The 17,455-nt window shown below is 72.6% G+C and carries 19 protein-coding genes and 2 pseudogenes; 8 read left to right on the forward strand and 13 right to left on the reverse strand.

The genetic code is table 11. The annotated features are described in order from the left end of the window. Positions 1-277 precede the first annotated feature (277 nt). The 6 genes and pseudogenes from RV983_RS03910 to RV983_RS03935 all read right to left on the reverse strand — a co-directional run bounded on the left by RV983_RS03910 (position 278) and on the right by RV983_RS03935 (position 2,554). A complete protein-coding gene (locus RV983_RS03910; protein WP_475984351.1) occupies positions 278-598 on the reverse strand; it encodes a WhiB family transcriptional regulator in 321 nt (106 codons plus the stop codon). Positions 599-698: 100 nt separating this feature from the next. Then, positions 699-1,040, reverse strand: a complete 342-nt coding sequence (locus tag RV983_RS03915) for a hypothetical protein (protein WP_475984352.1) — start codon at positions 1,038-1,040, stop codon at positions 699-701. Positions 1,041-1,154: 114 nt separating this feature from the next. Beyond that, positions 1,155-1,223 (reverse strand): annotated as a pseudogene (locus tag RV983_RS03920) (hypothetical protein); the annotation flags it as partial. A gap of 29 nt (positions 1,224-1,252) precedes the next feature. Beyond that, positions 1,253-1,498: pseudogene (locus RV983_RS03925) on the reverse strand (helix-turn-helix domain-containing protein); the annotation flags it as partial. Between the two features lie 127 nt (positions 1,499-1,625). Further along, positions 1,626-2,120, reverse strand: coding sequence for a cupin domain-containing protein (locus RV983_RS03930; protein ID WP_475984353.1), 495 nt, complete (start codon positions 2,118-2,120; stop codon positions 1,626-1,628). A gap of 62 nt (positions 2,121-2,182) precedes the next feature. After that, complete coding sequence (locus RV983_RS03935; protein WP_475984354.1) at positions 2,183-2,554, reverse strand: DUF4267 domain-containing protein; 372 nt, start codon at positions 2,552-2,554, stop codon at positions 2,183-2,185. Between the two features lie 85 nt (positions 2,555-2,639). Between RV983_RS03935 and RV983_RS03940 the strand changes: the two genes are divergently transcribed. Beyond that, complete coding sequence (locus RV983_RS03940; protein ID WP_475984355.1) at positions 2,640-3,215, forward strand: TetR/AcrR family transcriptional regulator; 576 nt, start codon at positions 2,640-2,642, stop codon at positions 3,213-3,215. A 71-nt stretch (positions 3,216-3,286) separates the two neighbouring features. Beyond that, the gene (locus tag RV983_RS03945; RefSeq protein ID WP_475984356.1) at positions 3,287-4,015 is read left to right on the forward strand and encodes a hypothetical protein; all 729 of its coding nucleotides are present in this window, start codon (positions 3,287-3,289) and stop codon (positions 4,013-4,015) included. Between the two features lie 14 nt (positions 4,016-4,029). Here the strand turns inward: RV983_RS03945 and RV983_RS03950 are convergent, their stop codons facing one another. From RV983_RS03950 to RV983_RS03970, 5 genes are read right to left on the reverse strand one after another with little or no spacing between them, the layout of a single operon-like run. Next, positions 4,030-4,908 (reverse strand): Gfo/Idh/MocA family protein, encoded by an 879-nt coding sequence (locus RV983_RS03950; RefSeq protein ID WP_475984357.1) that lies wholly within the window; start codon positions 4,906-4,908, stop codon positions 4,030-4,032. Next, positions 4,905-6,122, reverse strand: a complete 1,218-nt coding sequence (locus tag RV983_RS03955) for an ROK family transcriptional regulator (protein WP_475984358.1) — start codon at positions 6,120-6,122, stop codon at positions 4,905-4,907. Before RV983_RS03955 ends, RV983_RS03950 begins: the two co-directional genes overlap by 4 nt. Before the next feature lie 35 nt (positions 6,123-6,157). Beyond that, positions 6,158-7,027, reverse strand: a complete 870-nt coding sequence (locus RV983_RS03960; protein ID WP_475984359.1) for a carbohydrate ABC transporter permease — start codon at positions 7,025-7,027, stop codon at positions 6,158-6,160. Next, positions 7,027-8,031: a carbohydrate ABC transporter permease gene (locus RV983_RS03965; protein WP_475984360.1), complete on the reverse strand. Its 1,005-nt coding sequence runs from the start codon at positions 8,029-8,031 to the stop codon at positions 7,027-7,029. The genes RV983_RS03960 and RV983_RS03965 overlap by 1 nt, the downstream gene beginning before the upstream one ends. A gap of 34 nt (positions 8,032-8,065) precedes the next feature. Further along, complete coding sequence (locus RV983_RS03970; protein WP_475984361.1) at positions 8,066-9,466, reverse strand: ABC transporter substrate-binding protein; 1,401 nt, start codon at positions 9,464-9,466, stop codon at positions 8,066-8,068. Between the two features lie 151 nt (positions 9,467-9,617). Here RV983_RS03970 and RV983_RS03975 point away from each other — a divergent pair, with 151 nt between their 5' ends. From RV983_RS03975 to RV983_RS03990, 4 genes are read left to right on the forward strand one after another with little or no spacing between them, the layout of a single operon-like run. Beyond that, entirely contained in the window at positions 9,618-10,664 is a 1,047-nt protein-coding gene (locus RV983_RS03975; RefSeq protein ID WP_475984362.1) for a zinc-dependent alcohol dehydrogenase, read from the forward strand. A gap of 48 nt (positions 10,665-10,712) precedes the next feature. Beyond that, the gene (locus RV983_RS03980) at positions 10,713-11,513 is read left to right on the forward strand and encodes a sugar phosphate isomerase/epimerase family protein (RefSeq protein ID WP_475984363.1); all 801 of its coding nucleotides are present in this window, start codon (positions 10,713-10,715) and stop codon (positions 11,511-11,513) included. Next, positions 11,510-12,913 carry an MGH1-like glycoside hydrolase domain-containing protein gene (locus RV983_RS03985; protein WP_475984364.1) on the forward strand — a complete coding sequence of 468 codons (1,404 nt, stop codon included), beginning with the start codon at positions 11,510-11,512 and terminating at the stop codon, positions 12,911-12,913. Before RV983_RS03980 ends, RV983_RS03985 begins: the two co-directional genes overlap by 4 nt. Continuing rightward, positions 12,910-14,871: an amylo-alpha-1,6-glucosidase gene (locus tag RV983_RS03990; RefSeq protein ID WP_475984365.1), complete on the forward strand. Its 1,962-nt coding sequence runs from the start codon at positions 12,910-12,912 to the stop codon at positions 14,869-14,871. Before RV983_RS03985 ends, RV983_RS03990 begins: the two co-directional genes overlap by 4 nt. A 195-nt stretch (positions 14,872-15,066) precedes the next feature. On the opposite strand, the gene RV983_RS03995 is transcribed toward RV983_RS03990, so the two are convergent. Continuing rightward, positions 15,067-15,330 carry a UBP-type zinc finger domain-containing protein gene (locus tag RV983_RS03995; protein ID WP_475984366.1) on the reverse strand — a complete coding sequence of 88 codons (264 nt, stop codon included), beginning with the start codon at positions 15,328-15,330 and terminating at the stop codon, positions 15,067-15,069. A 586-nt stretch (positions 15,331-15,916) separates the two neighbouring features. Here RV983_RS03995 and RV983_RS04000 point away from each other — a divergent pair. Together RV983_RS04000 and RV983_RS04005 are read left to right on the forward strand one after the other, a co-directional pair. Then, positions 15,917-16,411, forward strand: a complete 495-nt coding sequence (locus tag RV983_RS04000; RefSeq protein WP_475984367.1) for a CGNR zinc finger domain-containing protein — start codon at positions 15,917-15,919, stop codon at positions 16,409-16,411. Between the two features lie 249 nt (positions 16,412-16,660). Continuing rightward, on the forward strand, positions 16,661-16,849 hold the full coding sequence (locus RV983_RS04005) for a mycothiol transferase (RefSeq protein ID WP_475984368.1): 189 nt from the start codon (positions 16,661-16,663) through the stop codon (positions 16,847-16,849). Positions 16,850-16,888: 39 nt separating this feature from the next. Here the strand turns inward: RV983_RS04005 and RV983_RS04010 are convergent, their stop codons facing one another. Next, on the reverse strand, positions 16,889-17,359 hold the full coding sequence (locus RV983_RS04010) for a hypothetical protein (protein WP_475984369.1): 471 nt from the start codon (positions 17,357-17,359) through the stop codon (positions 16,889-16,891). Between the last annotated feature and the right edge of the window lie 96 nt (positions 17,360-17,455).

Raw genomic sequence — 17,455 nt, forward strand, 5'->3', positions numbered from 1 at the left:
CACGGCTGCTTCCGGGCCCGGCCGGTCCGGAGCCACGCCGGATCCGGGCAGAAGGCGGCGGGCGGTTCCGGCAGGGAGCCCGCGGAGTCAGCGGCACGGACTCCCGCGGCTGTGCGGGGCGGGAGCGCGGGCTCCAGGGACAGCCACCTCGCCGGACTCCCCCGGCGCGGCACCGTCACACGGCCCCGCCGCCCCCAGCCCGCATCACGACCGCGACCGCGACCGGGACCGCGCCTGCGCCTGCGCCTGCGCCTGCGCCTGCGCCTGCGAACCGTCCTCAGCCCGCGGCCTCGACGGGGGCACCCTCGTAGGCGGAGCGGGCCGTGCTCAGCAGGTCGCGCCAGGAGGTGACGGCCGGACGGCGACGCAGGAGGGAGCGGCGCTCGCGCTCGGTCATACCGCCCCAGATGCCGAATTCGATCTTGTTGTCCAGCGCGTCGGCGAGGCATTCGGTACGGACCGGGCACCCGGCGCACAGGGCCTTGACCCTGTTCTGCGCGGAACCCTGTACGAACAGCTCGTCCGGGTCGGACACGCGGCAAACGGCCTGGGCGCCCCAGTTCTCCACCCACGCCTGCGCTGCCACATCAAGCTTCATCCGTGCCTCTCTTCCGCTCAATCCCCGCGGTTGACGTCGCCGTCTGATACGGGTTCCCGGGCGGAAGTATTCAACTCCGGTCATGCGAGGCCAATTTATTTCAGCAATTGTCGCGGCCACAGTGTGACATGACGGTACATCGCGCGGCAGAACGCACGCGCGACGCGCGGGGCCCCGGCCGCGGCGGCGGCCGGGGCCCGGGAACGCGCGATGCCGGCGACCCGGCAAAGGGGGCGAAGTCCGTGGACAGGGCCACCTCGCGCCAGACGCCGATGTCGCGCGCCACCTCGGCGAGCTTGTTCTCGACGTCGGCGACGCCGGCCTTGCCCAGCGGCACGCGGGCCGGCATCCGCTCCGCACCGGCGATGGCGATGATGGCCGCGGCCGCCTTCACCGGGTCGCCGTCCTGGGCGTGGTTGCTGTCGTCGGCCCAGGCACGCATGCCGCCGGAGCTCTCCTCGTAGTCACCGATGACTTGCTCGGCGCGGTGCAGCGAGGAGGAGTCGAGGAAGTCGGTGCGGAACGGCCCCGGCTCGATGGCGGTCGCCTGGATGCCCAGCGGAGCGAGTTCCAGCCGCAGGGCCTCGGTGACGGCCTCGACGGAGAACTTGGTCGCGCAGTACAGCCCCCAGCCCGGTCCCGCTCGTCGGGCCGCAGCCGCAGTGCCCGCGCCAGCGACTCCAGCACCGCGGTCGACACATGGGCCGTACGGCCCTGCTCCAGACGCACCACGTAGTCGACGCTGACGTTCGCCAGCTGCGCCAGCTCCTCGCGCCGCAGCCCCGGCACCCTGCGGTGACGCCCGTCGTCGGGCAGGCCCGCTTCGACGGGATGCACCCGCGCACGGCAGGGCCGAAGGAAGTCGCCCAGGGTGGGGTTCGAAGCACTGCGCTGACTCATACCTCGATTATCCCGCTCGGCCGCGGTGCCGGAACGGCCGCCGGAGACCGCTTCGGGCCGCCGGGCATCCGCGCCGCGACGGGCCCGGGCCGGCCGAGGGGCGGCGCCCCCGGCCGGCACGGCTCCGTCAGGAACGCGCCTCCTTCCAGGGGGCGCTGTTCTCGAAGTACGTGTCGTAGAGCTTCTGGACGTCCAGCAGGGACTCCGGCGGCTGCTTGCCGTAGGCGATGCGCTCCAAGTGGCGGAAGTACTCGAAGCGTTCCACACCCGGGGTGATGACGATGAGGATGTCGGCGTCGTGGCCGGGGGCGGCGGCGAAGGCGTGGGCGAGGCCGGGCGGGACGATCACGAGGTCACCGCGTTCCGCGGTCACGACCTGCTCGCCGGACAGCAGTTGGGCGGTGCCGTCGAGGAGGTAGAACAGCTCGGCGGAGTTGGCGTGGTGATGCGGATTGGCCCCGTTGGCGCCGTCGGTGAGTGTGACGCGCTGGGTGGACAGCGCGCCGCCGGTGGCGCTGCTGTCGGCCAGCAGCCTGATGGTCGTGGGGGCGTGGCCGATGACCTCGGCGTCGGCGGTGCGGACGACCACGGACTCGGTGAAACCGGGAACGATCAGGGACACGGCCGGATCCTTTCGGCGGGAGTCGGTGCGGAACGGCGGAGAACGGCGGAGCGCGGCGGCGGTCAGACGGCGAAGAGCAGGGCGGCGCTGATCAGTACGACCACGGCGGTCGCGAAGTGGATCCCGAACGCGACGGCCTTGGTACCGCCGTTGCGGAGCACTATCAAGGTGTCGCCGAGCGGCAGCAGAGCGACGACCAGCATGTACCACGCCTCGGCCTGCACGCCCGCGAAGGCCAGAAGTGCCAGGCCGAGCAGGCCGTACGCACCGTCGCGCAGGCCCTTGACGGTCAGGTAGGCGCCGTCGCCGTTCTCCTTGGCCGGGACCCCGTAGCCGGCGGCCGCAGCGCGGGGCGCGAAGAGGAAGCGGCCCCCGATGAAGAGGACGAAGAGGTTGAGTACGACGGCGAGCGTGCAGGCAATGGTGCTGAGCATGTCTTCCCCCTGGCTAGCGTTGCTAGGAACAAGAACGAAGCTAGCAGAGCGCCGACATGAATTCTAGCGCTGCTAGAATCTGGCTATGACGATCCAGACGCGCCGAGAGCGCGAACGTGCCGAGCGGGAAGCGCTGATCATCACCGCGGCCCGCGAACTCGCCGAGGACGAGGGCTGGGACGCGGTGACGACCCGTCGGCTCGCCGAGCGCGTCGAGTACAGCCAGCCGGTCCTGTACAGCCACTTCAAGGGCAAGGACGCCATCATGGCCGCCGTGGCGGTGGAGGGATTCGCCGACCTGGCCGAGGAGTTGCGCACGGCCCGCGCGGCGGCGTCCGGGGCACGCCACGTGCTCGCCGGCGTGAGCGCGGCCTACGCCGGCTTCGCCGAGCGCCGACCGGCGCTGTACGACGCGATGTTCGGCCGGGCCGTCGACCTGCCGTTCGCCACACCTCAGGCCCCGGCCGCCCTCCGCGACTCCTTCGGTGAACTCGCCGAGGCCGTCCGTCCGCACGCCAGCGAGGAGGACGATCTCGGCACGCTGACGGAGACGTTCTGGGCCGCGCTGCACGGCCTGGTGACCCTCACCCGCGGCGGACGCCTCCCCCGCGAGCGCCACGCCGACCGGCTCGCGCTCCTGCTGGCCCGGTTCACGAACTGACCGCCCCCCGCCCGCAACCGACCGCTTCCCCGAGTGCGTCCTTCCCGGTGAGGAGCCGTGTGGGGGGCCGCATGCAGTTCATCGAGGTGACCGAGCTGGCGGGGGTGCGTTCCGCGGTCGTCCGCTTCCGCAGGCGCGGCAGCGGACTGTCCTTCGTGATCTTCCCCATGGTGCACCTGGGGGAACGGTCCTTCTACGACCAGGTCACCGCCCGTCTGCGCACCCTGTGCGACCTGGTGATCGCCGAGGGGATCAGAGGCGAGGCACCGACCGCGGCGGCGCTCACGCAGTCGTACCGCCGGCTGGACGGCAACGAGCGGCTCGGCCTGGTCGTGCAGGACATCGACTACGGCGCACTGGGCGTGCCGGTGGTGTGCCCGGACATGACCGGCGAGGAGTTCGAGAGCAGATGGCGGCGCGTGCCGCTCAGGGAGCGGGCCGCGGTGGCCGCCCTCGTGCCCGTCTACTCGACGGGGATGCGACTGCTCGGCACACGGCGGTTCATGGCCCGGCACCTGCGCACCGAGGACCTGCTCACCGACGCGGAGGAGGCCGCAGCCGATGTCATGACGGGGATGGAGGACGTGATCCTGCACCGGCGGGACCGCCTCCTGCTGGACGCGGTGAAGGAGTTCCACCGCGCCCGTGGCGACCGCAAGGAGCCGTTCACGATCGGCATCGTCTACGGCGCCGAGCACATGCGCGCCGTGGCCCCGGCACTGGCCGACCTCGGCTACCGCACGGCCGAGTCCGAGTGGCTGACGGTGTTCGCGCTCGACCCGCCGCACACCCGGCCGTGACCGGCCGCTCCGCGTCAGCGGACGGCGGCCTCGATCAGCTCCTGGAGGCGCAATCCGCGCGCGGCGTCCAGTTCGCCGGAGCGGCCGGTGCGCACGGCCTCGGCGAACTCCGCGCGCAGGACGGGCCAGCACTCCTCGTGGTCGATGCCGGCGGTGTCGTAGGTCAGCTCGGCGCCCGGCCCCAGGAGTTCGATCCGGGTACGGGCCTTGGGCAGGCTCACGCTCCCGGAGAGCGAGGCCTGGCTGACCGCCCCGTTCTCGTGCTCGCAGGTCAGCTCGACCCAGCGGCGGGGATCGCCGGTGGCGCGGATCGCGGTGATCGGGCCGATCGCGGCGTCGAGCAGGTCGATCAGGTGCGGTCCGAGGTCGAGCAGGGCGCCCTGCTCCAGCCGCCAGCCGGTGGCGAACTCCCCGCCGAGGAAGGCCCCGTGGAGGTAGCAGGAGCGCGCGCCGACGACCTCGGTGCCGCGGGCCCGGCGCAGGAAGTCCCGGGTCACCGGGTGGTAGCGCTTGGTCAGCACCATCTGCGAGACGACACCGGCCTCGGCGACCGCGTCGGCGACCGCCCGTGCCGCGGCCAGGTCCGGCCCGAGCGGCTTCTCCAGGAGTACGGCCTTGCCCGCCTTGGCGGCGCGCACGGCGAGTTCGGCCTGCACGGCCGGGGGCACGGCGAAGGCGACCGCCTCACAGTGGTCGAAGAGCTCCTCCGGGCTGCCGGCGGCGACCGCGCCGTGGGCGCCGGCGATCTCCTGGGCCGCCTCGGGCCGGCGGGCCCACACCGCGGTGAGCCGGGTCTCGGGACCGGCGGCGAGCATCCGGGCGTGCATGGCACGGGCCCACGGCCCGGCGCCGATGAGGCCGACCCGTACGGGGGCGGAGGGGGGGTTGTTCATTGGATTTGCTCCAAGAGGCGGTTCGGGTCCGCGGCCGTCAGGCGGGCGTTGGCCTGGTCCGGCGCGTACAGGTGCTCCACGACCATGGCGGTGGCACCGGCGAGCGCGGAGCGGTCGCCGAGGCGTGAGGTGACGACCTCGAGATGGCGCGTGGCGCGGGGAAGGGCGCGCTGGTAGAGCAGTTCGCGGACGCCCGTGACGAAATGGGTCTCCGCGAGGTCCCCGGCGATCATCAGTACGCCGGGGTTGAGCAGGGTGACGACGGTGACCAGGACCTCGCCGCAGCGCCGGCCGGCCTCGCGGGCCAGCCGCACCGCGTCGGGATGGCCCGCGTCCAGGTGGGCACGAAAGTCCGCGGCGGACGCGGCGGCGACGCCGAGATCAGTGAGTTGTCCCGCCAGCGCCCGGCCGCTGGCGACGGCGGCGAGGCAGCCGTAGGAACCGCACATGCAGCGGGCGTCCGGCGCGTCGTGCAGGCGGATGTGCCCGAGGTCGCCCGCGCCGCCGTCGATGCCGCGGAAGGGCCGGCCGTCGATGACGACACCGGCGCCGATGCCGGTCGAGACCTTCACCAGGACGAAGGCCGAGCAGTCCCGGTGCGCGTCGCGCTGCTCGCCCAGGGCCATGAGGTTGGCGTCGTTGTCGACGAGCACCGGTACCTCGGCGGGCAGATCCGCGTAGCGGGCGAGGGCCTCCTGCATGCGGGCCGGGACGGGGTAGCCGTCCCAGCCGGGCATGATCGGCGGGCGGACGACCACGCCCGTCGACTGGTCGACGGGCCCGGGGACCGACAGGCCGACGCCGCACACCGCGGCCGGGGCGATCCCGGCCGCGGTGAGCAGTCCCGCGAACCGGCGGGCGAGTTCGTCCAGGACCTGCTCGGGCCCGTCGTCGAGGAGGAGTTCCCCGGTGTGCTCGGCGAGCACCCGGCCGGACAGGTCCAGTACGGCGGCGTGGGCGTGGGCGGTGTCCAGGTCCGCGGCGAGCACGGCGGCGTGCGCCGGGTCGAACCGCAGATGGAGGGAGGGCCGGCCACCGGTGGACTGACCACCCGGCACCGCATCCACCCAGCCCGCGGCGAACAGCTGGTCCAGGCGCTGCCCGACGGTCGAACGGGACAGACCGGTGACACGCTGGAGTTCGCCGCGGGTGGAGGCCTGCCCGGTGCGGATCAGTTCCAGCAGATGTCCTGCCGTGCTCCAGGGCGTTGCCATGCGTGCTCGTTCCCCCTCGTGTCGGGCCACTGCGCTCAGCTCTTGTCCGCGCCGCTGGTCAGGCCCTCGGTGAGGAGCCGTTCGGCCGCGTAGAAAAGGATTACCACGGGAATCGTGAGCACCACCGAGCCGGCCATGAGTACGGTCTTGGGAACCTCGATGCCGTTGGCCAGTTGCTGAAGGCCCAGCGAGACCGTCCACTTGTCCGGCTTGGCCGCGAGGAACAGCAGGGCGAACAGGAACTCGTTCCAGGCGATCATGAAGACATACAGGCCGGTGGCCATCAACGACGGCGCGGCGAGCGGGAGGACGACCCGCCGCACGGTCTGCAGCCGAGAGCAGCCGTCGAGCGCCGCGGCCTCCTCGATGCTCTCCGGGATGGTGATGAAGTAGTTCTTCAGCATGTAGATCGAGACCGGGACGGTCTGCGCGATGTAGACGATCGCGAGACCGAACAGGCTGCCCTGGAGGCCGATCCGGGCGAAGACCACGAACAGCGGCACGGCCAGCAGCGTGGCCGGGAAGAGGTACACCGCGAGGAACAGGGCGCTGACATGGCGGCCGCCGAAGAACTTCAGCCGGCTCACCGCGTAGGCGCCCGGGACGGACACCAGCAGGGTCAGCACCACCGTGCCGAGCGCCACGAGGGCGGAGTTGCCGAGCATCCGCAGGAAGCCCTGGCCTCCGTCGTCGACGGACTGCAGGACGGTCCGGTAGGTGTCGAAGGTGATCTCGGAGGTGCTGACCCAGAGCTTGCCGGGGTCGAGCAGGAGCTCGTCGATCGGCTTCAGCGACAGCAGCACCATGTAGTAGAAGGGGAAGATCGTGGCGACGGCGAGGCCGGCGATCACGACCCAGCGCAGGACCGCGAAGGTCCGGTCCTCGATCTGCGCGCGACTGGCCATCACGCCTCCTCCTGAACCTTCTTGGCGAAGAACTTGAAGTAGATGCCGAGCAGCACGGCGAGGATCGCCGCGAGGACCAGGGCCTGCGCCGCGGCGGCGCCCACGTCGTAGCGGGCGGTGAGGAAGTCGTAGACGCGCACGGCGACCACGTCGGTGCCGGAGCCGCCGCCGGTCAGCAGGTAGACGTCGTCGAACTTGTTGAACGTCATGATGAATCGGAGGACCGACAGCAGGGCGATGACCGGCATCAGCTGGGGCAGCAGGATGTGCCGGAAGCGCTGAGTGATGGTCGCGCCGTCCACGACCGCGGCCTCCTCGAGCCCGTCCGGTACCGCCTGGAGGCGGGCGAGGAGGAAGAGGAAGGCGAAGGGGAAGTAGCGCCAGATCTCGAAGGCGATCACGGTGAGCAGGGCCAGCGGCACGTGGACGTGCCAGCCGAGCAGGGAGATCTCCTGCGACCTCGTCGACAGGAAGGCGATGGGCTTGTCCCAGCCCAGCAGGTTGGTGCCGACCTCGTTGACGATGCCGAACTGCGGGCTGAGGGCGATCTCCCAGACGAAGGTCACGGCCACCACGGGCGCCACGTAGGGCAGCAGCATGGTGCCGCGGAGAAGTGCGCGGCCCCGGAAGGGGCGGCGCAGCGCGAGCGCCGCGACGAGTCCGAGGAGGATGGAACCGACGGTGGCGCCGACCGTGTAGGCGAGCGTGGTCCACAGCGAGGTCCAAAAGCCCGGCGAGGTGAAGACCGCGGTGAAGTTCTTCCAGGTCCAGTTGGACAGGAAGTCCATGCCCTGGATGTCGACCAGCCGGGCGTGCTGGAAGGCCAGCAGCACGGTCCAGGCGATCGGGAGGATCACGACGACCAGGACGACGAGCAGGGTGGGCGACACAAAGGCCAGGCCCGTCCGGTTCTCGCGCTGGGCCAGGGTCAGGGGCCGGCGGGGGCCCTGCGGGGTGCCTGCGGCCGGGGTACTGCGCTGCTGCGTGGTCTGTGCGGTGCTCATCACTGCTTCCTTGAAGGACGAGGCCGGTGGCGGGTCACTGGAGGGACTTCTGCAGTGCCGCGACTTCCTCGTCGGCCTGCCTCATGGCCTCGCGCGGAGGCGTCTGGCCTGTGGTCATCTCCCCGACGGCCTTGGGGATGGGCAGCTCGCCGATGGTGGCGCCCACCAGGGCGCCCTGGCCCTGGGTGATGCCCCAGCGCTTCATGTTGCTGACGCCGGCGGTGAGCTCGTCCAGCAGTTGCGGTGAGAAGACCGACTGCAGGGGCTTCTTGGTGTCCACGCCGATGTCGCTGGCGCGCCAGGCCTTGAGGTACGTGTCGGGTTCCTCCGCGGTGCCGTCGCGGACCGGGATCTTGCCCTCGGGGGCCATGCCGAACCAGCCGGGGTAGCCGTCACTCATCATGTAGCGGATGAACTTCTCCGAGGCCGCGGTCTCGGCGGTCTTGGTGACCACCCACGAGGAGATCTCACCGAACTGGGCGGGGGCCGGGGCGTCGGGGCCGCGCAGCGCCGTGACGATCCCGCTGTTGTCGGAGAGGTACTGGTGGTCCTTCTTGCACTCGGGGCAGCTGGGCAGGGCGTCGTTGCGCAGGCCCGCCAGCTCGTCCAGGAGGAAGGTGGACCAGACGATCATCGAGGACTGCCCGGCGAAGTAGGTCGCCCGGGTGGTGTCGACGGTCTGGGTGCCGGGGGCGCCGAAGTCGCCGCCGAGGCGGTCGTACAGGGAGAAGGCGCGCTCGCACTGCGGGCTGTCGAGGGTGACCTTGCCGTCGCTGCCGGCGAGTTCGCAGCCGTTGGCGAGGGCGATGTCCTCGAAGCTCTGCTGGGTGAAGACGTCCCCGGGGTCGGTGGACAGCGACATCCCGTCGACGCCGCCGGTGTTGAGCTTCTGCGCCGCCTTGAGCATGGCGTCGTAGGTGTCGGGGGCGGCGAGGCCGGCCTTGGCGAAGAGGTCCTTGCGGTACACCAGGATCTGCATCCAGGCGTCGCTGGGGACGCCGAGCCGCTTGCCTCCGTCCGCGGTGAGCTTGAGGGCGTTGGCGTTGAAGGTGCCGGCGCCGAGGTCGTCGACGACCTTCGCGGTGGCGTCGGTGTTGAGCAGGCCGTTGGTGTACATCTGCCAGACCGGGGCCAGGGGTATGCCGCCGATGACGTCGGGCAGGGTGCCGGCCGCCGCAGCCGACATGATCAGCTGCGGGAGCTGGCCCTCGTCGACGCCGACCAGGTCCACCTTGACCCCGGACTGCTTCTCGAAGGCCGCGACGTTCTTCTTCGTCGCCGCCATGCGGTCGGTGAGGTTCTCCAGACTCCAGACGGTGATCTTGTTGTCGGGTTTACCGGTGTCCTGAGCGGCGCATCCGGCCATCACCCCGATCCCCAATGCGGCGGCCAAGCCGCTCGCCAGCGCTCTCGACCGTCGGGACCACATCCCCATCAACCGTCCTCACGTCAGCCCTGCGTTACGTATGCGTTGCATCAGAACATCACTTTTGCTTGTTGACAAGACTTAAGTCTCGGATATCTTCGACGTAAGTCAGCTCGTGAGGGCTGAACGGTCTGCATAACCGAACTCTCCGGAGCCTCTTGTGGAACGCGTCGTCCAGTTCACCGGCCCCCGTCAGGTGGAGGTCGCCCCCAGCGAGTCAGCCGCCCTGCCCCCCGGCCACCTGCGCGTGCGCACCCGCTACTCCGGCATCTCCGCGGGCACCGAGCTCACCGCCTACCGCGGCACCAACCCGTACCTGACCCGCACCTGGGACGCCGAGGCCCGGCTGTTCAGGGACGGTGCGGCCGGCATCGAGTACCCCGTCGCGGGCTGGGGCTACTCCGAGGTCGGCGAAGTGACCGAGGTCTCACCCGAACTCGTCGAGGTACCGGGCATGCCCGCCGTCGGCGACCTCGTCTGGGGCATCTGGGGCCACCGCAGCGAGGGCATCGTGCCCGCCGAGCGCATGGTCGGACACCGGCTCCCGGCCGGCCTGGAGCCGCTGGCGGGCGCCTTCGCCCGGGTCGGCGCGATCGCCTACAACGCCGTCCTCGGCAGCGACCTCCACCTCGGCGAGGACGTCGCCGTCTTCGGCCAGGGTGTCATCGGACTGCTCACCACCCGGCTCGCCCAGCTCAGCGGCGCCCGGGTGACCGCCGTCGACGCCCTGGACAGCCGTCTGGCCAAGGCCGCGGAGTACGGCGCGAGCAGCACCCTCAACGCCCGCACCGACGCCGTCGCCGAGCGGATCCGCGAGGCCACCGACGGCCGCGGCGCCGATGTCGCCATCGAGATCAGCGGCGCCTACCCCGCGCTGCACGAGGCGCTGCGCTCGGTCGTCGTCGGCGGCCGGGTCGTCGCCTCCGGCTTCTACCAGGGCGACGGCACGGGCCTGCGGCTCGGCGACGAGTTCCACCACAACCGCGTGCAGCTCATCTGCTCGCAGATCGGCGGAGTTCCGCCGCAGCTCGCAGGGCGCTGGACCGTGGAACGCCTCCAGCAGACGTTCCTGCGGCTGGTCGCCGAGGGCCAGGTCGATGTGGAGTCCCTGGTCAGCCATGTCGTTCCGGTCGCCGACGCGGCCGATGCCTATGTCCTGCTGGACGAGCGTCCCGCCGACGCGCTCCAGGTCGTCCTGGAGTTCTGAGAGTCCGAGAGTTCCGAGAGTCCGAGAGTTCTGAGAGGCCACCCGATCATGTTCAAGACCGCCTGCCAGGAACAGCTGCTGCCCGGCGACACCCTCCAGCAGAAGTGGGAGTTCGCCCGGAGCGCGGGCTACGACGCCATCGAACTGCGCGGCAAGGGCGACTTCCACTTCCGCGACCGCCTGCCCGAGCTCCGCAAGGCCCAGGCCGACGGCGTCGTCATGCCGACCGTGTGCGTCGACATGCTGCACTTCTTCGGCGCCTTCGACGCCGGGCTGCGCCGTGACGCCCTGGAGCAGATGAAGTCGCAGCTGTCCGTCATCGGCGAACTCGGCGGCCTGGGCGCCCAGACCCCCGCCTCGTACGGCATGTTCTCCCGCCGGCTGCCGCCCTTCGAGCCCCCGCGCGGCGAGGAGGAGGACCGCGAGGTCCTGCTGGAAGGCCTGGCCGAACTCGGCGAGCACGCCCGCTCCGAGGGGGTCACGCTCTTCCTGGAGCCCCTCAACCGATACGAGGACCACATGGTCAACCGGCTGGAGCAGGCCGCCGACCTGATCCGCGCCGTCGGCCTGGACTCGGTGCGCATCGGCATCGACAGCTACCACATGAACATCGAGGAGGCCGACCCCGCAGCCGCCATCCTCGCCGTCGCGCCGCTCATCGGCCACGCCCAGGTCAGCGACTCCAACCGCTTCCAGGCAGGCGCGGGCCACCTGGACTGGCCCGCCTGGCTCGGGGCGCTGGACGCGGCCGGGTACGACGGCTACCTGGCCGCCGAGTGCCGGCTGACCGGCGACCCGGTCGAGGCCGTGCGCTCCGTCCCGGCCTTCCTCCACCGGGCCGCGGGATGACCTCCGTCCTCGAACCGGCCGTCCGTTCCTCCGCCGCCGACCCGGACGCGGTGTACGCAGCGCTGCGCCGCGACGCCGCGCACGTCCTGTTCTCCAACTGGACGGGCGCGGCCACCGTGCCCTCGCGGACCCTGTACCCGCACCAGTGGAGCTGGGACTCGGCGTTCATCGCGATCGGGCTGCGGCACCTGTCGCCGCGCCGGGCCCAGCGCGAGCTGGAGACGCTGCTCGGCGCGCAGTGGCGCGACGGCCGTATCCCGCACATCGTGTTCAACCGCGCGGTGCCGCTGGACGCCTACTTCCCCAGCCCCGACTTCTGGCGCTCGTCCTCCGCGGGCGCCGCCTCCGGCGCCCCGGCGGACATCGAGACGTCCGGCATCGTGCAGCCTCCCGTGCACGCGCTGGCCGCCTGGCAGGTCCATCTCGCCGACCCGGACGAGTCGCGCCGCCGCGGCTTCCTGCGGCGGATGTACCCCCGGCTCGCCGCGTGGCACCGCTGGCTCGCCGCCTCCCGTGACCTCGGTGGCGGCGGGCTGGCCGCGATCGTGCACCCCTGGGAGCCGGGGCTCGACAACAGTCCCGTGTGGGACGCGGCGCTGGCCCGCGTCGAGCCGGCGCCGCCGGAGTCGTTCCGGCGTGCCGACCTCGACCACAGCGCGGCCGCCGACCGGCCCACCGACCTCGACTACGGGCGCTACGTCCGGCTGGCCGCGACGTACCGCGACCACGGGTACGACGACGCGGTCACCCCGCACAAATTCGCGCTGGAGGACCCCGGGTTCAACGCCCTGCTCATCGCCTCCGAGCACGCCTTGGCCGGCATCGCCGAGGAGGCCGGCGCCGATCCGGCGCCGCACCGCACCCGGGCCGCGGCGGCGACCGCCGCGCTCGTCGGGCGGTTGTGGAGCCCCGAGGCGGGCGTCTTCCTCGCCCGGGACCTCGTCACGGGCGAGGCGGTGCGCGAGTACAGCGTCTCGGGCCTGATCGCGCTGATCGTGCCCGGACTGCCCGACGAGGTCGTGCGGGCGCTGGTCGGCACGGCGCACGGTGAGCACTTCGGGCTGGGCCGGGCGCACATGGTGCCCAGCTACGACCTGACCGGCCCCGTCTTCGACGCCAACCGGTACTGGCGAGGGCCCAGTTGGTTCAACACCGCATGGCTGGTCCACCACGGCCTGGCACTGCACGGAGAGACCGAGGCCGCCGCCCGGCTGCGCGCCCAGGTCCTCGACGACGCCGGCGCCACCGGCTTCGCCGAGTACGTCGAACCCTGGAGCGGCCAGGGCCGCGGCATCCGCCGCTTCAGCTGGACGGCTGCGCTCGCGCTGGACCTGCTGCGGCAGCCCGGCGGCCCTGGTCGTACGGCACGTCGCCACGAAGAAGGAGAGCCCCGCCGATGACCGTCGATCGTCTGCTGGTCCACCGCGGCACCTTCGCGGCCACCAGCCCGTCCGGTGACATCACCGGGCGCCGCGGCGACAGCCCCGACGGGCTGTTCCTGCGCGACGCCCGGCACCTCAGCCGCTGGCGGCTCACCGCGAACGGCGCCGAGCCCACGGTGCTGACCTCGTCCGACGAGGGCGTGGTGCTCACTCCCGCGGGCGGCCGCGACGAACCGCCCGGGTACTCCCTCTTCCGCCTCCAGGCGGTCGTGGCGGGCGCGCTCACCGAGCGCATCCGGGTGGTCGGCAACCGGGCGGAACCCACCGTCGTGGAGATCGGACTGGAGGCGGACGCCGACTTCGCCGACCTGTTCGAGCTGCGGTCCGACCACCGCAGGTACGACAAGTCCGGCGCCGTGAGGACCGCGGAGGAGGGGCCGGCCGGCGTCGTCTTCCACTACCGCCGCGGCGACGACTGGGCCTCGCGCACCACGGTCGCCGCATCCCCCGCGCCGCTGGGGATTCACCCACTCGACGCGCGCGACGGCGGCACGGCGCGCAGGCTCACCTGGCGGTTCGAGCTGCCCGCCCACGGCACCGCCGAACTCGCCCTCACGGTGACCGCGGAGCCCCAGGGCGCCGAGGCGCAGACCGCTCCCCCGTCGCCCGCCGCGGTGCGCAACCAGCACGCGGCCGAAGTGGACGCCTTCGTGCAGGCACGGCCCCGCCCGCGTGCGCTGACCTCGTGGGACGAACTCGCCCGCGCCTGCGCCGTGGGGCTGGCCGACCTGGCCCGGCTGCGGGTGCCGGCCACCGGACCGTCCGGGGAGGCGCTGCTCGTGCCCGCCGCCGGCATTCCCTGGTTCCTGACGCTCTTCGGCCGCGACTCGCTGCTCACCTCCCTGTTCGCGCTGCCCTACCGGCCAGAACTCGCCGCCGGCACCCTGCTCGCGCTGGCCGCGACCCAGGGCACGCGCGACGACGACAGCAGGCTCGAGCAGCCGGGCAGGATCGTGCACGAGGTCCGCCACGGCGAACTCGCGCACTTCCGGCAGGTGCCCTACGGCCGCTACTACGGCAGCGTCGACGCCACCCCGCTCTTCCTCGTCCTCCTGGAGGCATACACCGCGGCCACCGGCGACCACACGCTCGCCCGCCGGCTGCGCCCCCAGGCCAGGGCGGCCGTCGACTGGATGTTCGGCCCCGGCGGGCTCGGCGCGGGCGACTACCTGCGCTACACCTCCGACGCCGATCGCGGCGGACTCGCCCACCAGAACTGGAAGGACTCCGAGGGCGCGATCTGCCACGCCGACGGCCGGCGTCCCGAGGGCGCCCTCGCCGTCTCGGAAGTGCAGGGCTACGCCTACGACGCGCTGGTCCGCACGGCCCGGCTGGCCCGCACCGTGTGGGAGGACGCCGAGGAGGCCGACCGACTGGAGAAGGCCGCGGCCGATCTTCGGGACCGCTTCCGCCGGGACTTCTGGATGGCGGACGCCGGCTTCCCCGCGCTCGCTCTGGACGGCCGGGGCCGCCAGGTCGACGCCCTGGCCTCCGACGCCGGGCACCTGCTGTGGTCCGGCATCCTCGATCCGCAGGACGCCCGCACCGTCGGCCGCCGCCTGCTGCAGCCGGACTTCTTCTCCGGATGGGGCATCCGGACGCTCGCCGCGGGCCAGACGCCGTACCACCCGCTGTCGTACCACCGCGGGAGCATCTGGCCGCACGACAACGCCGTCATCGTGCTCGGACTCGCCCTCAGCGGTCTCCCGGAGGAGGCCTCACGGGTCGCCCACGGCCTCGTGCGGGCCGCGTCCCTGCACGACTGGCGCCTCCCGGAGGTCATGGCGGGCTACGGCAGCGCCGACCACCCGGTCCCCGTCCCCTACCCCCACTCCTGCTCTCCCCAGGCCTGGGCCGCCGCCACCCCGCTGGCCCTCCTCACGGCCCTCAACAGCGCGCCTGACCCGCGCGGTTGAGATCCGGGTCCGGTCGCGGGACGCCTTCGTCCGTCCCGCGACCGGGCCCGCGCCGTCACGCGCGGGCGGAGAGTGACGCCGACACGGCGGCCGCCGTGGCCCGGCACCATGTGGGATCGCTCCACCGGACCGTGTTCATCGGCCTCGGGCACACCGGCGCCGCACCGGCAGGGTCCTGAACGCCGGGCGTCAGCGTCAGCCCGTCGCGCCGTGCACGTAGCACCATCGCCACGCCTCGCCCGGCTGGAACGAGCGGATCACCGGGTGCCCGGTCGCCGCGTAGTGCGCGGTGGCGTGCTTGCCGGGCGAGCTGTCGCAGCAGCCGATGCGTCCGCAGGTCAGGCAGAGCCGCAGGTGCACCCAGTCGTTCCTGCCGTGCGCCAGGCACTCGGCGCAGCCGTCCGTGGGCGGCAGGGGCGTCGTCTCCGCCGGCGCCGCGTCGAGTTCGGCACAGTCCATGCTCGCCACCCACGTCTCACAAGGTCGACGGCCCGCCCCGGGCCCGGGGCACCGGTGACTTCCCAGGCTACGCGCACCCACCGGGGCCCGCGGGGCGGCCGCGCCGCACGCGATCCCGACCACCACCCTGCCCGGGACGCCTCCGGCCGCCAGGGCGCGTTGCGCGTCGGCCGCGCGCTCCAGCGGCCCTGGCCGCCAGGGCGGTGAAGTCCGCGTGGTCCAGCCGGCAGAAGTAGGCGGGCACGCCGGGCACGCCGGGCAGCCCGGCCCTCCGCCTCGGACACCACCCGCGCGCCGGGCCGGGCGGCACCGGCCGTCGCCACGAGGGTCCCGCGGTCGGCGGCGTCCATCACCACGTCCGCTCCCCCGGGCGCCAACGCCCGTACGCGGTCGGCCAGTCCGCCAGCCACACGCCCGCACGCTAACCTGTCAATTCGAGTGAAGGGGTTATGCGGCTCGACCTCCGACCCCAACGCACCCGGTCGGCCCGCTTCGGCGCCTCGGACCAGCCGGTGGGTCCAACCTGGACGACGCATTAAGCTGGTGAGAGTTCCCGCGCAGTGCGGGGGGCGGAAGGGAGACCGGGATGGCCGACAGCGAGTTCCTGCTCGCCCTCCTCAACAGCCGGCCGCTCGTGCACGGCGAGCAGCAGGACGCCCTGGCCGGGGACGACCCCGGTGCGGCCTGGTTGCGCGCCCGGGGCGGCACCGGGACCGCGGCGGAACTCGCCGGGGTCCGACGGGCCAGACAGCTGCTCGACGAGGTCGTGCGCGGGGAGAGCACCGCCCAGGTCCTCGCCGAGGTGCTGCGCGGGGTCCACCAGGTGCCCGCGTTCGGCCCCGACGCTCTCGACTGGGACCTCGTCGTCCCCGACGACGCCCGCCTCGCGGTGCACAGCGTCCTCGCCTGGGACGAACTGCGGCGCACGGCCCCCGGGCGCCTGCGGGCGTGCGCCAACCCCGACTGCCGGCTGTTCCTCGTCGACCGCAGCCGCGCGAACCAGGCCCGCTGGTGCTCCATGGCCACCTGCGGCAACCGCATGAAGGCCCGCCGCCACTACGCCCGCGGCCGCGCCGCGTAGGACGTACCGGTCCCAGGCACGCACCCATCATCAACACCTCGTTCCCTGCGACCGGTTGTCTCCTTCGTCGCGTGCCGCCCTCGGGCCTCTCGCCGCCCGGACCGATGCGGCGCGCCGTCGAGGCGGAGCTGATCCGGTTCCGGCCCGTATGGGCGGCGCGGACATCGCACCCCACTGGGGGCCGACGCAGAACGGCGTGTACGCCGGGTTCGACGTCGAATCCGCCGACCACCGCGAGGCGTTGGCGGCGTGGCAGCGGGAGTGCGCGCACTCCGCTCCGTCGTGGCCGCCGCGTCGTCGCTGGACACGACCGTGCGATGGCGCGACGAGACGTTCAGCCTGCGCTGCCTCCTCACGCACTTGACCGAGGAGTGCGCACGCCGCAACGGCCACGCGGAGCTGCTGCGGGAAAGGCTCGACGGGACAACGGGCGGCTGAGGCGCGGGCGGTCACGGAGGGGACGGCGCAGGCGCCGGGTCAGCGGGTGAGCGGGCCGTCCCACAGTTCGTAGGTCGAGGAGTGCGACCACCACGGCTGCCGGTTGAGATAGCTGATCGTCAGCGTCGTGTAGCGCCGCAGATGCGGATCGCCGGGCCAGGCCACGTTGCCGGAGAGCCGCACCGTGACCGCGAACGTGTGGAAGGTTCCGGCCGCGCAGTACGGATCGCAGTCGTTGACCTCCTCGTACCCCGAGCCGACGGCCGAGTCGCGGTCCCAGCTCGTCCAGTAGAGCCCTCCGAGGCGGTCGTTGCCGTCGCCGCAGGCGAGCAGGACGTCGCCCGGGATGACGCGCGGCTGTCCGAAGCAGTTGACGAGGACGGTGGCGTACGTCGCCGCGCCGGGGGTGTTCCGCGGAACGGCGGCGGAGGCCTGCGTGGGGGCGAGTGCCATCGCGGTGGTGAGGCCGGTGGCGGCGGCCGTGAACGCGAGGGTGCGGAGGAGTGGCATGGCGGTCTGCCTTCCTGGCCGCTGCCTGGTGCGGTAGCAGTCGGGTGCGAAGGTCGGCGGCGGGTCCCGCCGCCGGTGGTGCGTTCGCGAGGGGGC

It is taken from the genome of Streptomyces sp. RLA123, from assembly GCF_056270165.1.

Coding starts and splice junctions, on each gene's coding strand:
- RV983_RS03910 (WP_475984351.1), bottom strand. CDS start 598: ATGAAGCTTGATGTGGCAGCGCAGGCGTGGGTGGAGAACTGGGGCGCC.
- RV983_RS03915 (WP_475984352.1), bottom strand. CDS start 1,040: ATGCGTGCCTGGGCCGACGACAGCAACCACGCCCAGGACGGCGACCCG.
- RV983_RS03935 (WP_475984354.1), bottom strand. CDS start 2,554: ATGCTCAGCACCATTGCCTGCACGCTCGCCGTCGTACTCAACCTCTTC.
- RV983_RS03940 (WP_475984355.1), top strand. CDS start 2,640: ATGACGATCCAGACGCGCCGAGAGCGCGAACGTGCCGAGCGGGAAGCG.
- RV983_RS03945 (WP_475984356.1), top strand. CDS start 3,287: ATGCAGTTCATCGAGGTGACCGAGCTGGCGGGGGTGCGTTCCGCGGTC.
- RV983_RS03950 (WP_475984357.1), bottom strand. CDS start 4,908: ATGAACAACCCCCCCTCCGCCCCCGTACGGGTCGGCCTCATCGGCGCC.
- RV983_RS03955 (WP_475984358.1), bottom strand. CDS start 6,122: ATGGCAACGCCCTGGAGCACGGCAGGACATCTGCTGGAACTGATCCGC.
- RV983_RS03960 (WP_475984359.1), bottom strand. CDS start 7,027: ATGGCCAGTCGCGCGCAGATCGAGGACCGGACCTTCGCGGTCCTGCGC.
- RV983_RS03965 (WP_475984360.1), bottom strand. CDS start 8,031: ATGAGCACCGCACAGACCACGCAGCAGCGCAGTACCCCGGCCGCAGGC.
- RV983_RS03970 (WP_475984361.1), bottom strand. CDS start 9,466: ATGGGGATGTGGTCCCGACGGTCGAGAGCGCTGGCGAGCGGCTTGGCC.
- RV983_RS03980 (WP_475984363.1), top strand. CDS start 10,713: ATGTTCAAGACCGCCTGCCAGGAACAGCTGCTGCCCGGCGACACCCTC.
- RV983_RS03985 (WP_475984364.1), top strand. CDS start 11,510: ATGACCTCCGTCCTCGAACCGGCCGTCCGTTCCTCCGCCGCCGACCCG.
- RV983_RS03990 (WP_475984365.1), top strand. CDS start 12,910: ATGACCGTCGATCGTCTGCTGGTCCACCGCGGCACCTTCGCGGCCACC.
- RV983_RS03995 (WP_475984366.1), bottom strand. CDS start 15,330: ATGGACTGTGCCGAACTCGACGCGGCGCCGGCGGAGACGACGCCCCTG.
- RV983_RS04000 (WP_475984367.1), top strand. CDS start 15,917: ATGGCCGACAGCGAGTTCCTGCTCGCCCTCCTCAACAGCCGGCCGCTC.
- RV983_RS04010 (WP_475984369.1), bottom strand. CDS start 17,359: ATGCCACTCCTCCGCACCCTCGCGTTCACGGCCGCCGCCACCGGCCTC.